Annotated in this window: 14 protein-coding genes; 13 read left to right on the plus strand and 1 reads right to left on the minus strand. The window is 59.9% G+C overall.

The window, feature by feature from the left end:
- From GSQ82_RS24800 to GSQ82_RS21470, 13 genes are all read left to right on the plus strand, one after another.
- Positions 1 to 205, plus strand: a 205-nt coding sequence (locus GSQ82_RS24800; protein ID WP_216847152.1) for a hypothetical protein, incomplete at its 5' end; no start/stop codon positions are given.
- A 5-nt stretch (positions 206 to 210) separates the two neighbouring features.
- Positions 211 to 1,818 (plus strand): protein translocase subunit SecD, encoded by a 1,608-nt coding sequence (gene secD / locus GSQ82_RS21415; RefSeq protein ID WP_158794337.1) that lies wholly within the window; start codon positions 211 to 213, stop codon positions 1,816 to 1,818.
- A 54-nt stretch (positions 1,819 to 1,872) separates the two neighbouring features.
- The gene (gene secF, locus GSQ82_RS21420) at positions 1,873 to 2,835 is read left to right on the plus strand and encodes a protein translocase subunit SecF (protein ID WP_158794852.1); all 963 of its coding nucleotides are present in this window, start codon (positions 1,873 to 1,875) and stop codon (positions 2,833 to 2,835) included.
- A 208-nt stretch (positions 2,836 to 3,043) separates the two neighbouring features.
- Positions 3,044 to 3,778, plus strand: a complete 735-nt coding sequence (locus GSQ82_RS21425) for an energy transducer TonB (RefSeq protein WP_158794338.1) — start codon at positions 3,044 to 3,046, stop codon at positions 3,776 to 3,778.
- Positions 3,779 to 3,894: 116 nt separating this feature from the next.
- Positions 3,895 to 4,635, plus strand: coding sequence for a MotA/TolQ/ExbB proton channel family protein (locus GSQ82_RS21430; RefSeq protein WP_158794339.1), 741 nt, complete (start codon positions 3,895 to 3,897; stop codon positions 4,633 to 4,635).
- Between the two features lie 147 nt (positions 4,636 to 4,782).
- Positions 4,783 to 5,232 (plus strand): ExbD/TolR family protein, encoded by a 450-nt coding sequence (locus tag GSQ82_RS21435; protein ID WP_158794340.1) that lies wholly within the window; start codon positions 4,783 to 4,785, stop codon positions 5,230 to 5,232.
- Between the two features lie 62 nt (positions 5,233 to 5,294).
- Complete coding sequence (locus tag GSQ82_RS21440; protein WP_158794341.1) at positions 5,295 to 5,729, plus strand: biopolymer transporter ExbD; 435 nt, start codon at positions 5,295 to 5,297, stop codon at positions 5,727 to 5,729.
- Positions 5,730 to 5,914: 185 nt separating this feature from the next.
- Positions 5,915 to 7,009: an FtsX-like permease family protein gene (locus tag GSQ82_RS21445; protein WP_158794342.1), complete on the plus strand. Its 1,095-nt coding sequence runs from the start codon at positions 5,915 to 5,917 to the stop codon at positions 7,007 to 7,009.
- Positions 7,002 to 7,676, plus strand: a complete 675-nt coding sequence (locus tag GSQ82_RS21450; protein ID WP_158794343.1) for an ABC transporter ATP-binding protein — start codon at positions 7,002 to 7,004, stop codon at positions 7,674 to 7,676. Before GSQ82_RS21445 ends, GSQ82_RS21450 begins: the two co-directional genes overlap by 8 nt.
- A gap of 299 nt (positions 7,677 to 7,975) precedes the next feature.
- Positions 7,976 to 8,797, plus strand: coding sequence for a hypothetical protein (locus GSQ82_RS21455; protein ID WP_158794344.1), 822 nt, complete (start codon positions 7,976 to 7,978; stop codon positions 8,795 to 8,797).
- Between the two features lie 151 nt (positions 8,798 to 8,948).
- Positions 8,949 to 10,433, plus strand: coding sequence for an acetyl/propionyl/methylcrotonyl-CoA carboxylase subunit alpha (locus tag GSQ82_RS21460; RefSeq protein ID WP_254061835.1), 1,485 nt, complete (start codon positions 8,949 to 8,951; stop codon positions 10,431 to 10,433).
- Entirely contained in the window at positions 10,430 to 10,918 is a 489-nt protein-coding gene (locus tag GSQ82_RS25450) for a biotin/lipoyl-containing protein (protein ID WP_305794689.1), read from the plus strand. Before GSQ82_RS21460 ends, GSQ82_RS25450 begins: the two co-directional genes overlap by 4 nt.
- Positions 10,919 to 11,115: 197 nt before the next feature.
- A complete protein-coding gene (locus tag GSQ82_RS21470) occupies positions 11,116 to 11,865 on the plus strand; it encodes a YIP1 family protein (RefSeq protein WP_158794346.1) in 750 nt (249 codons plus the stop codon).
- Positions 11,866 to 11,986: 121 nt separating this feature from the next.
- On the opposite strand, the gene fabF is transcribed toward GSQ82_RS21470, so the two are convergent.
- The gene (gene fabF / locus GSQ82_RS21475; protein ID WP_158794347.1) at positions 11,987 to 13,237 is read right to left on the minus strand and encodes a beta-ketoacyl-ACP synthase II; all 1,251 of its coding nucleotides are present in this window, start codon (positions 13,235 to 13,237) and stop codon (positions 11,987 to 11,989) included.

Raw genomic sequence — 13,237 nt, forward strand, 5'->3', positions numbered from 1 at the left:
TGAAGAGCGCGATTGCCGCGGTGACGACGGAAGAGCAGGCTGCTTAGTTCTGACTGCTGAGTTTTATTGCGAGCGATCGCAGAGTTTGTGTTGTACGGATGAGATGTTGCAGGTTGAGATTGAACCGTTAGATACGGATGAGGAAGAAGCGGGGATCGAGGCAGCGGGGCTGAGACAGGGCGCCGCGTGCAGCACCCCTCAATAAAGATCATGGGTAAGAATCTGGCCGGTAAATCGGCATTCATCGTTGCGGTATTGGTGATCTTCTGTTTCGGCATTGTGGGCATTCCGCATGGCAGCCTGACGCAGTCGATCAAGGATCGAATCCACCTTGGGCTTGACCTGAAGGGCGGCACGCATCTAGTGCTGGAGGTCCACGTCGCCGAGGCGGTTGCCTCCACGACGGACCGGGATGTGGCGCGGCTGGAAGAGGATCTGCAGAAGGCTGGCGTAGTGGGGGCGACGGTGGGCAAGACCGATCCGGCGCGTCCGCAGACGATTGTGGTGTCGGGGATTCCGGCGGCGAAGCTGAGCGATGCTCGCGGCGTGATGCAGGGCAACGATTATTCGACCTATGACGTGTCGACGAACTCGGATGGAAGCGCGGCGCTGACGATGAAGCTGGCTGCGATTCGGGATCTGGAGACGCGCACGCTGGATACGTCGATTGAGACGATCCGGGAGCGCATCGACAAGCTGGGCGTGAGCGAGCCGGTGATTCAGAAGTACGGGCTGGGCGAGAACCAGATCCTGGTGGAGCTGCCTGGTGTGGACGATCCGGCGCGGGTGGAAGAGATTATTCAGTCGACGGCGAAGTTGTCGATTCATGCGGTGACGGGCGGACCGTACTCGACTGACCAGGAGGCGCTGCAGGCGAACTCGGGCGTGATTCCTGCGGACTCGATGCTGGTGAGCGGGTCGGGTTCAGTGGGTGCTCCGGATCAGATCTGGCTGTTGAAGCGAGTGAGCGAGGTGGAGGGTACGGACTTCCGTGATGCGCAGCCTTCGCAGGACCAGAACGGTAGACCGAATATCCGGTTCAACCTGACGACCGAGGCGGGAGACCGCTTCTATAAGTACACCGAGGCGCATACGGCTTCGAGCACGACGCCGGGCTCGATGGCGATTGTGCTGGACAACAAGGTGCGCGAGGTTGCGGGGATTCAATCGGCGATTCGCGACAGCGGCGAGATTACGGGCGGCTTTACGCAGCAGCAGGCGAACGACCTGTCGTTGATGCTACGCACGGGCGCGCTGCCGGCGACGATCTCTTATCTTGAGACGAGGACGGTTGGGCCGAGCCTGGGCGCTGCTTCGATTCATCAGGGCGTGGTGGCTGCGATTGCGGGCATGCTGGCGGTGATGATCTTCATGCTGGTGTACTACCGGGGTGCGGGGATCAATGCTGATCTGGCGCTGATTCTGAACCTGGTGATCCTGCTTGGGTTCATGGGCTTTACCGGATCGACGCTGACGCTGCCGGGTATTGCGGGCGTGATTCTGACGATCGGTATGGGCGTGGACTCGAACGTGCTGATCTTCGAGCGCATCCGCGAAGAGCTGAGGGCCGGAAAGACGGCGGCGGCGGCGGTGCAGCAGGGATTTGCGCATGCGTGGGTGACGATCATCGATACCCACGTCACGACGATTGTTTCGGCGATGATTCTGTTCCTGTTCGGCTCGGGTCCGGTGCGCGGGTTTGCGGTGACGCTGGCCTTCGGTCTATTCGCCAACCTGTTTACCGCGGTGCTGGTGTCGCGTGTGATCTTTGACGCGATTTTGCAGAAGAAAGAGCGCGGGGCTGCGCTGTCTATTTAGATTTCGAGAGATTGCGGGGCCTGCGGGTCGCCGCTGAGGGTTTGAAGCGTGAGTCTGGAACTGTTTCGTACGACGAATATTGACTGGCTCGGGAAGAAGTGGTTCTTCCTTGGGTTCTCCCTGATCTTTTCTGTGGCTGGCGTGTTGAGCATGCTGTTCTGGCACCACATCCCGATGGGTGTGGACTTCAAGGGCGGTACGCAGATTCGCGTGGCGTTCTCGTCGACGCCGGATGAAGACCATATCCGCGCGGCGATGGACAAGGCGCATGTGCGCGACTTCCGGATTCAGCGGGTAAGCGATCCCAGCGGCCATGCTGCGAATAAGGTGATCGTGGCGCTGCCGGAGTCGACTGCGACGGACCAGTCGCACGATGCCGGACGGCAGAGCGTGGAGAATGCGCTGAATGCGAACTATCACGACTCGAGCTTCACGGTGGAGCAGGTGGAGATTGTGGGGCCGACGGCGGGCAAGCAGTTGCAGAAGCAGGCCTGGCTGGCGACGCTGTACTCGCTGATCGGGATGCTGATCTATCTGTGGTTCCGGTTCGAGCTGATCTATGGCGTGGCGGCGGTGGTGGCGGTGTTCCACGACACGCTGATTACGGTGGGCGCGTTCAGCCTGACGAATCAGGAGATTACGCTGACGGTGATTGCGGCGATCCTGACTTTGATCGGGTACTCGATGAACGATACGATCGTGGTCTTCGATCGTATCCGCGAAAATTTGGCGCTGTCGCGGCGGGAGTCGCTGCATGATGTGGTCAATCGGAGCATCAACCAGACGCTGAGCCGGACGGTGATCTCATCGGGGCTGACGTTCCTGACGGTGCTGTCGCTGTATCTTTTTGGCGGAGAAGTGCTGCATGGGTTCTCCTTCGCGCTGGTTGTCGGCATCCTAATTGGAACGTACTCGTCGATCGCGGTAGCGGCACCGATGCTGGTGGCGTATCAGGACTGGCGAGTGAAGCGTGGCAAGGCTGTTTCTTTGCCTGCGGGCAAGCGGGCTAAGGCTTAAGGATATTGTCCTGCCGGACGGGCCGCCTGCTCGGCGCGAGGTCCCTTTGTGACTTTTGTACCTTGTCTGGGCGGGGTGAGGCTCTTTGGGTCTCGCGTTGCTCGACGGATGATTTCTCAGTTGCAGGAATGTTATTTGTTCGGGAACATTTTGAAACGCACCGGTGTCTAAGCATAAATAGCTCTTCTTCACAGTAAAGAGGCTGCATATGTTTGAATCTTCGTTGATGGAATCCGGCGGACAGATCAAGACCAAATCCAAGTACTGGATGATTGGGACCTTTGTCTTCAACGGCGCGATCCTGGCGACCATGATCCTCATTCCGCTGCTGTATCCGGAGGCATTGCCGAAGACGGCGATGACCGCGATGCTGACAGCGCCGCCTCCACCCCCACCCCCACCGCCCCCTCCTCCGCCGCAACAGATCGTAAAGCCGATCAAGATGGTGTCGGAGATCGACGCGGGTCTTCATGCTCCTACGAAGATTCCTAAAGACATCAAGATGCTGAAGGAAGATGCTGCTCCTCCGCCGCAGGTCGCCGGTGTTGCCGGTATGGCCGGCATGGGTAGCGGAAGCGGCGTTCCGGGTGGCGTGATGGGCGGTATCGGCACTGCGCCGTCGCCGGTCGTCAAGGTCGCACCGCCGAAGGGTCCGGCTCGTGTATCGAGCGGCGTTGTGGCTGGTAACAAGCTCTCGGGATCGAATCCGGTCTATCCGCCGATCGCACGCGCGGCTCACGTCTCCGGCGCGGTTGTGCTGCATGCCGTGATCTCCAAGAGCGGATCGATTGAGAAGCTCGAGGTAGTCAGCGGTCCTGAGATGCTGCGGTCCGCCGCGGTATCCGCGGTACAGAGCTGGCGCTATAAGCCCTACTTCCTGAACGGTGAGCCCACCGAGGTGGATACTCAGATTACTGTGAACTTCAACTTCGGCGGCGGCTAGACGCTGGCTGAACGTGCAACGACGTCTCTCGAGGTTTCCCCCAGCAGTTCGAACTTTTGGGGGATTCCCGGGTAAAGATTTTGAAAGTTAGAGTTCTACCAGGAGGAAATATTCCAGTGATTCTCGCTCATGTCGTAAATTTCGCTCACGTCCCCGCTTCTCTCGCTATGTACTTCGAAGAGGCTCAGGTCAGCTTCAGTGTTATGGGTCTCTGGTCCAACATGGGCTGGCTGGCTCGTTGCGTCGTTATCTTCCTCTTCATCATGTCGATCTGGTCGCTCGCTGTGATCATCGATCGTGCCCTGTACTTCTCGGCTGCCCGCAAGCAGTCGCGTGAGTTTGCTCCGAAGGTTGCCGGCGCGTTGAAGGATGGCCGTCTGGATGAGGCGATCAAGGTTGCCGACCGTTCGAAGAAGTCGCACCTTGCCGAGGTTGTCACCGCCGGTCTGCAGGAGTTCCGCAGCTTCGGTTCGGGCGGCACGATTACGGACGAGCAGATTGAGAGCTCCAAGCGCGCACTCGAGCGCTCAGAGGCTATCGTTCATGCGAAGCTGAAGCGCGGTCTGGGCGGTCTCGCCACGATCGGTTCCACCGCTCCGTTTATCGGACTGTTCGGTACGGTGGTCGGTATTTTGAACGCCTTCCAGCAGATTGCAACACAGAAGACCTCTGGTATCGGTGCAGTCGCCGGCGGTATCTCGGAAGCTCTGGTTACGACCGCGTTCGGTCTTCTGGTCGCCATCCCGGCCGTTATGACGTTCAACTACTTTACCGGTAAGGTTGAGGCGTTCGACGTCGAGATGGACAACAGCTCGAGCGAGCTGGTGGACTACTTCATCAAGCAGAGCCATCGGTAGGCTTCGGTCCTGAAGCGTTACTAGAAGCAGCAGTACCCTGCGGGAATCATTGACCCAAACCTCCGGATGTCGCCAGCGAACGGCATCCGGAGGCGGGACAGGCGCCACGGGGATAGCACATACAGCCAAGCGGACGGAGCATACGTTATGGGTATCAATAAGCGGGATGAAGGCAAGAAAGTAAACTCCAACATCAACGTGACGCCGATGGTGGACGTGATGCTGGTGTTGCTGATTATCTTCATGGTCATCACCCCCATGCTGAACAACAAGGTGAACGTCGACCTGCCAAAGGCGGATGCCGCGGTAGTGATGGAAGACGCGAATAAGGAAGATGCTGTGGTTGTCGCTGTAACGCGCGACGGCAGAACGTTCCTGGGCGGAGATCAGGTTACGCTTGACGATCTCGGGCCAAAGATTGCGGCAAAGCTGGAGAACAAGACCAGCAAAGAGGTCTTCATGCGCGCCGATACACGGGCGAACTACGGCAAGGTGATGGATGCGGTCGATGGCATCCGCTCTGCCGGCGTCAGCCAGCTTGGGCTGTTGACCGAGCGCAACGACGATAGTGGCGCGGCGACGACAACGAAGAAGTAAGCACGACGATGGAAGGCCGGACTCGCATGGGCTGGAGCGGCTGAGTACCTGAGGAGATTGCTATGGGAATGGGTGGAGGAAATACTGGCGGAGCGGTTTCTGAGATCAACGTTACCCCGCTTATCGACGTTCTGCTGGTGCTGTTGATCATCTTCATGGTCATCGTGCCGGTAACACCTCGAGGGCTGGAGACGCTGGTTCCTCAGCCGCCCAAGGATAAACAGCAGGATCAGCCGAACGACCGTACGATCGTGGTGCAGGTTCTGTCGAACGGGGCTGGCGCTCCTGGGTACAAGATCAACGACACCTCGTTCAACAAGACGGAGCTGGAGCCGAAGCTGACGGAGATCTTTGCGACCCGGCAGGAGAAGGTTATGTTCGTCAAGGGCGACAAGGATCTGGACTTCAGCAAGGTCGCAGAGGTGATCGACTTCGGGCACCAGGCTGGCGTGGATAACATCGGCTTGATTACGCCGCGCGTTGAAGCGGGACAGTAGAGATTCTTCAGTTTTAGTAGAAGTTTCGGTGCGGGTGGTATGGCCCCAGGGTCAGCCACCCGTGACTTTTGTGTGGAACACAACTTTTTGAACGGCCTACTCATTGAGCTGCGCTCCGGAGATTCACAGGTGGTGATTTCACCAGGCTTCGCGGTGCGCATCTTGATTTGCATTAGACTTACATCTTGCTCAATAAACTGATATTCGCCAACCTGGGCCACAGGCCTGTTCGCACGCTGCTGAGCGTGCTCGCCATCGCCGTCGAGGTGACGATGATTCTGACGCTGGTGGGCGTCAGCTACGGCACGCTGGATCAGACGGCTCAACGTGCGCGCGGGGTGGGTGCTGACATTATCTTTCGTCCGCCGGGTTCTTCGGCGATTGGGTTGAGTTCTGCACCGATGAGCGACAAGATTCCGGCGCTGCTGATGCAGGAGCCGCATGTAGCCTTCGCGATGGGGACCATGGTGCAGCCGCTGTCGGGCTTCGACTCCATTACGGGTCTCGATCTGGATGACTTTCACAGGTTGAACGGCGGTTTCCACTTCCTGCAGGGCGGTCCACTGGTCAATGACAACGACATCATTGTGGATGAGTATTACGCCAAGCAGAAGAAGCTGCATGTGGGAGATACGGTCAACCTGGTGAACCATGACTGGAGGCTGGCGGGGATCTTCGAAGGCGGCAAGCTGGCGCGCATCTGCGTGAAGCTGCATGTGCTGCAGGAGCTGACGGGCAATCCGGGGCACCTGAGCCAGATCTTCCTGAAGGTGGACGATCCTTCGCGCGCGCAGGCGGTGGTCGATGCGATGCGGCTGAAGTTCAAGGGATACCAGATCTACACGATGGAGGAGTTTACTTCGCTTCTGTCGATCAACAGCGTGGGGATGCTGAAGAGCTTTATCGGCGTGGTGATCGGGGTGGCGGTGGTGGTCGGGTTCATCGTGGTGTTTATGGCGATGTATACGGCGGTGCTGGAGCGGACGCGCGAGATCGGCATTCTGAAGGCGGTGGGAGCGTCTTCGGGGCTGATCCTGAATATTCTCTTTCGCGAGACGCTGCTACTGGCGCTGCTGGGCGCGGCCTTCGGCATTGTGCTGACGTATGGAACGCAATGGTTGATGCGGCATGCGGTGCCGGCGAGCCTGGTGCAGGAGACGGTGTACGGATGGTGGCCGATTGCGACTGGGATTGCGATTGTGGGGGCGCTGCTGGGCGCGATCGTTCCGGGCGTGAAGGCGGTGAAGCAGGATGTTACGGAGGCTCTTTGCTATGAGTGAGCCGGCGATCATCGAAGTGAATGGGCTGACGAAGACGTACCAGGTGGGCGACGTGGAGGTGCATGCGCTTCGCGGGGTCGATCTGCAGGTCCGGAAGGGCGAATTTGTGGCGATTATCGGCGCGTCAGGCTCCGGTAAATCGACCCTCTTTCATATTCTCGGGGGGCTTACGCCGACGACCTCGGGGTCGGTGCGGATCAACGGGCGCGATCTGGCGGGCATGACGAATACGGAGCGGACCGACCTGCGCAAGACCACCGTTGGTTTTGTCTTCCAGAAGTACAACCTTTTGCCTACGCTCTCTGCCGAGGACAACATCCGTATGGTGCAGTACATTGGCGGACGGCATACGGAGTTCGACGCTTCGTTTCAGGAGATATTGAAGCTGCTGGGCATTGCGGACAGGATGAAGCACAAGCCCAGGGCGCTGTCGGGCGGGCAGCAGCAGCGTGTCGCGATTGCGCGCGGAATCGTGAATTCCCCGGCGATTTTGCTTGCGGACGAGCCTACGGGCAATCTGGACAGTGAGAACTCCGCTGCCGTGTTGAAGCTGATGAAGGACTTGAACCAGCGCCTTGGGCAGACGATTCTGATGATCACCCATGATGCGGACGCGGCTTCGTACGCGGACCGGATTGTCAGGATGCGCGACGGGCGCATCGTCTAAAGATTGCCTGGGATTGTGTAGGGTACGATTGTTGTGTTTGAAGGCTCTACTTTTCTCGCGGGTGCATCCTATTTGTAGAGGGATTGGACCGAGTTCAGGAACAAAAGAAGAATATGGAATGAAAATTGTCCTTCAGAAGATTGTTTCGAGAAATAGTTTGACAAGGAAAGAATGCGTCCTCTAGTCACGATGGGACGTATACCATTACAATCAATCGAAAGCCGGGAAACCAGAATCTAATGTTTTCGCCTTTCTGTCCCATATAACCTCGCGCCCATTTGAAGGAGACGATTCGCCCCATGAAATTCACCGCACGGATTCCGGTTACGGCCGCTATGCTGGCGCTGCTGCTTCTTACTGCAACCGGTTGCAACGTTCTGAAGTCGCGGGACCAGCTGACCAAGGGCGTGCAGGCATTCAAGAACGCACGCTATGAAGAAGCTGTGGATCACTTTCAAAACGCGGTAGCACTCGATCCGAAGTCTGAGGATGCGAAGCTCTACCTGGCGACGGCGTACTCCTACCAGGTGGTGCCGAACCTGGACACGCCGGAGAATCTTGCGATCGCGCAGAAGGCGCTGGACGGCTTCCAGGCTGTGCTCGATAAGAATCCGAACGACCTGACTGCGTTGAAGCAGATGGCGTCGATCAATCGCAACATCAAGAAGCTTGAGCCGGCCAAGGACTATGAGAAGAAGGTCATCGCGCTCGACCCGAACGATGCCGAAGCTTACTACACGATCGGCGTTGTGGACTGGATGCAGTCCTACAAGAATGCGATCACGATTCTTGCTGCGGACGGGCTGACCGACGACGGTAACGGCAATCCGAAGAAGTCCAAGGGCGCCTGCCAGAAGATCAAGGATGCGAATACGGCGTTGGTGCAGGAGGGTCTGCAGTACCTGCAGAAGGCTGTCGACATTAACCCGACCTACGACGATGCGATGCAGTATCTGAACCTGACCAATCGCCGCAAGGCCGATATGGAGTGCGGGGATGACAACGCTCGCAAGGCCGATCTGGCCACCGCGGATGAGTGGAGCCAGAAAGCGATGGGCGCTCGCAAGGAAAACGAGAAGAAGAAGGAAGAGAAGACTCAGGGCGGCGTAACGATGCAGTAGTCGCTTCCTGTTTCAACTTTGTTGTAGAGAAGAGGCCTTCGATTGCGGAGGCCTCTTCTTTTTGTGCGGCGTCTGTGGTGTGTTGTCGCTGCGGTGGGACGCTGTCTTTCGGGTGCGGTAAAATTGCCGCTTGCGACGATCGATCAAAAAAGTGCTGATTGCGAACCGCGGCGAGATTGCGCTGCGGGTGATTCGCGCGTGCAGGGAGATGGGATTGGCTACGGTGGCGGTGTACTCGGATGCCGACCGGGGCGCGCTGCATGTGCCGCATGCGGATGAGGCGTATCGGCTTGGGCCTGCGCCGGCTGCGGAGAGCTACCTGCGGGGCGATCTGATCCTTGAGATCGCGAGGCGGAGTGGGACGGACGCGATTCATCCGGGGTATGGATTTCTCTCGGAGAATGCGGACTTTGCCGAGGCTTGTGCGGTGGCGGGGGTGACGTTCATCGGGCCTCCGGCGTCGGCGATGCGTGTGCTGGGATCGAAGACCAAGGCGCGGCAGGCGGCGGATGCGGCTGGGATGCCGCGCGTACCGGGTAGCGTGACCGGGCTGGCCGATGCGGAGGAGGCGGTGCGCGTGGCTGCGGGCATTGGGTATCCGGTGATGCTGAAGGCGGCGGCCGGTGGGGGCGGCAAGGGCATGCGCGCGGTGTTCGGGGCGGCGGAGCTTCCGGCGGCGTTTGCGGCGGCGAGTAGTGAGGCGGAGCGGAGTTTTGGATCGGGTGAGGTCTACCTGGAGAAGCTGATCGAGCGGCCGCGGCATATTGAGATTCAGTTGATGGCGGACGAGCATGGCGGGTGCGTGTATTTAGGCGAACGCGAGTGTTCGGTGCAGCGGCGGCACCAGAAGGTGATTGAAGAGGCTCCGTCGGCAGTGGTGGGTGAGGAACTGCGGCGCAGGATGGGCGCGGCGGCGGCGCGGCTGGCGTTGTCGGCGGGATATGTGAATGCGGGGACGGTGGAGTTCCTGGTGGATGCGGCGGAGAACTTTTACTTTCTGGAGATGAATACGCGGCTGCAGGTGGAGCACCCTGTGACCGAGCTGGTGACGGGGCTTGACCTTGTGCATATGCAGCTTCGCGTGGCGATGGGAGAGCCGCTGGCGATTGCGCAGGAGGATATTGTGCTGCGTGGTCATGCGATTGAGTGCAGGATCTATGCGGAGGATCCGGAGAATAACTTCTTCCCTTCGCCTGGGCTGATTACGCGGCTGGTGCAGCCGGGTGGGCCGGGGATTCGCGAGGACTGCGCGGTGTACGAGGGCTGGAGGGTGCCGCTGGACTACGATCCGATGCTGTCGAAGCTGGTGGCGTTTGCGCCGACGCGGGAGATGGCGATCGACCGGATGCTGCGTGCTTTGGACGAGTACGTCATCGGCGGGATCAAGACGAATATTGGGCTGTTTCGGCGGATTCTGATGGATGAAGACTTTCGGTCGGCGCGGATCGATACTGGGTATCTGGAGCGTCTGCTGGCTGAGGGGACGGCTCTGCCGCAGAAGGCTGTGCTGGAGGATGTGGTGGCGTTGGCGGCGGCGCTGTTTAGTGCTTCGACGAAGAGTGAAGCGGTGGTGGCGGAGGTTGCGGTGGAGAGCCGGTGGGCTGTGGCTGGACGGCGGGAGGGATTGCGTCTGTGACGGTTTGGCTGGATGTTGGGGGCAAGAAGGTTCGGGTGAGTCTGCCGGGGAGTCGCGAGGGGGTGGTCGCGGCTGAGGTCGATGGTCGCGCGCTGACGGCGGATGTGCGGATGCTGCGGCCGGGGGTGATGTCGCTGGTGGTGGAGGGGCGGCAGTATCGCTGCGTGCTCGATGGCGATGGGGTGGTGATCGATGGGCGGCGGTTTGGGTTTGAGGTGGAGGATCCGCGTTCGCTGCAGGGACGTCGTGGCGCGGGTGCAGGGACGGATGGGCCGCGGGCGGTGAAGGCTCCGATGCCGGGACGGGTGGTGCGGATTCTGGTTAAGGCGGGCGATGAGGTGGGGCAGGGGCAGGGTCTGGTGGTGATTGAGGCGATGAAGATGCAGAACGAGCTGAAGTCTCCGAAGGCTGGACGCGTGGCTAAGGTTGCCGTGGCGGTGGACGATACGGTTGGGTCTGGCGATGTGCTGGTAGTGGTGGAGTAGCTTGTTCGGTGTTCGCGGGTTCTGATTCGTAGATAGCTTGTTGGACTTCTAAGTGCGGGTGAGCAAGTGAGCTTGCTTGCGCGGAGAGGCGTGTCTCTGAAGATTTTTGCCGGGAGGGATTGGGGTCGGGCTACAATCCTGAAACGCCCGGACTGGGGCTGGATTTGGCTGTGTAGAAGAGGGGCGGAGGAGACGATATGAGCGAGGTTGCCGTGGCGGGGGGAGTGGCACAGCCGGGGTTGAGCCAGGTGGAGCGGGTGGTGGATACGTACGTCGCGCCTAGCAAAACGTTCACGGATATTCTGCGGAGCACGAGCTGGTGGCTGCCGTTTCTGCTGGCCGTGGTGGTGACGCTGGGCGTGGGATACGCGATCGACAAACAGGTCGGGTTCGAGCGGGTGGTGGAGAACGTGATCCACCAGAGTCCGAAGCAGGAGGAGCAGCTATCGGGGCTGACGCCGGAGCAGCGCACGGGACAGATGCAGAAGATGGCGGTGGGATACCGCTATACAACCTATGCGTTCCCGATTCTAATTTTGATCTTTTCGGTGATTGGGGCGCTGGGGTTGTGGGCAACGTTCAATTTTGGGTTGGGGGCGCAGACGACTTTCGGACAGATGTTCTGCCTGTGGATGTACTGTTCGCTGCCGAAGCTGTTTAGCGGGCTTTTGACGATTGTGATGATCTACTTCGGGGGAAACGCCGAGGGATTTGATCTGAAGAATCCGGTGGGCACAAATCTGGCGTATTACCTGCCGGATGCGGCTCCGTGGCTGAAGGCAGCGCTGGGATTCTTTGACGTGCTGGGGATATGGACGCTGGTGCTGCTGGTGCTGGGGACGTCGATTGTGGCGAAGGTGAGCAGGGGTAAGGCGGCAGCGGTGGTGGTGGGGTGGTGGGTGCTGATGCTGATTGTCAGCGCGGCGTCTGCGGCTGCGTTTAGCTAGGCTCTACGGCTCTACGGGTCTACGGGTCTACGGGTCTACGGCGTGAGACGTGCAGCGAGGAGCAAGCGAAAGGGCATGGCGGTTGCCATGCCCTTTCGCTATTGTTGCTGGTGGTGAAGAGTTATTCTGTCCAGCGCTTGAAGACGAGCGAGCCATTGGTGCCGCCGAAACCGAAGGAGTTCGACAGGGCGTAGTCGATCTTTGCTGGCTGGGGCTTGTTGGGCACGTAGTTCAGGCGACACTGCGGATCGAGTTCCACGATGTTCATGGTGGGGGGCGCGATCTGCTTCTGCATGGCCATGATGGTGATGCCGGCTTCAAGGCCACCCGCGCCGCCGAGGAGGTGGCCGGTCATGGACTTGGTGGAGCTGACGAGGAGTTTGTGGTTGGTGGCGCGCTCGCCGAAGACGTTCTCGATGGCCTTGGATTCAAGGGCGTCGCCGAGGGGGGTCGAGGTGGCGTGGGCGTTGACGTAGTCGATCTGGTCGGGCGAGATGCCGGCGACTTTGAGGGCGTGCTGCATGGAGCGATAGCAGCCTTCGCCTTCGGGGGCCATGCCGGTCATGTGGAAGGCGTCGGCGGAGAGGCCGTAGCCTACGATCTCGGCGAGGATCTTGGCACCGCGTGCCTTGGCGAACTCCAGCTCTTCGAGGATGAGGATACCGGCGCCTTCGCCTACGACGAAGCCGTCACGATCCTTGTCGAAGGGACGGCTGGCGTGCTGGGGGTCTTCGTTGCGGGTGGAGAGGGCTCGCATGGCTGCGAATCCGGCCACGCCGAGCGGAGTGATGGAGGCTTCGGTGCCGCCTGCGATCATGACCTCGGCGTCGCCGCGCTGGATGAGACGGAAGGCGTCGCCGATGGCGTGGGCGGAGGTGGTGCAGGCCGTGGCCGTGGCTTCGTTGGGGCCGCGTGCGCCGTACTTGATGGAGACGTGGCCGGCGGCGAGGTTGATGATGGAGCCGGGAATAAAGAAGGGCGAGACCTTGCGGGGTCCGCCGCTCAAGAGGTTTGAGTGCTCGCGCTCGATGACGTCGAAGCCGCCGATGCCGGAGCCGATGTGGACGCCGACGCGGTCGCGGTTCTCTTCGGTGACCTTAAGGCCGGAGTGCGCCATGGCCTCGGCGGCGGCCGCCAGGGCGAAGTGGATGAAGCGGCCCATCTTGCGGGCTTCTTTCTTATCCACAAAGAGAAGGGGGTCGAAGTCTTTGACCTCGGCGGCGAAGCGGACCGGGTGGCCGGTGAGATCGAATGCCTTGATCTCTCCCATGCCGCTACGGCCAGCCATCAGGCCTTCCCAGAGCTCAGGGGCAGTTTTGCCGACCCCGCAGATCAGGCCAAGGCCGGTTACGACGACGCGTCGATGCTCCAT

Source organism: Granulicella sp. L60 (genome assembly GCF_009765825.1).
GTDB lineage: Bacteria > Acidobacteriota > Terriglobia > Terriglobales > Acidobacteriaceae > Edaphobacter.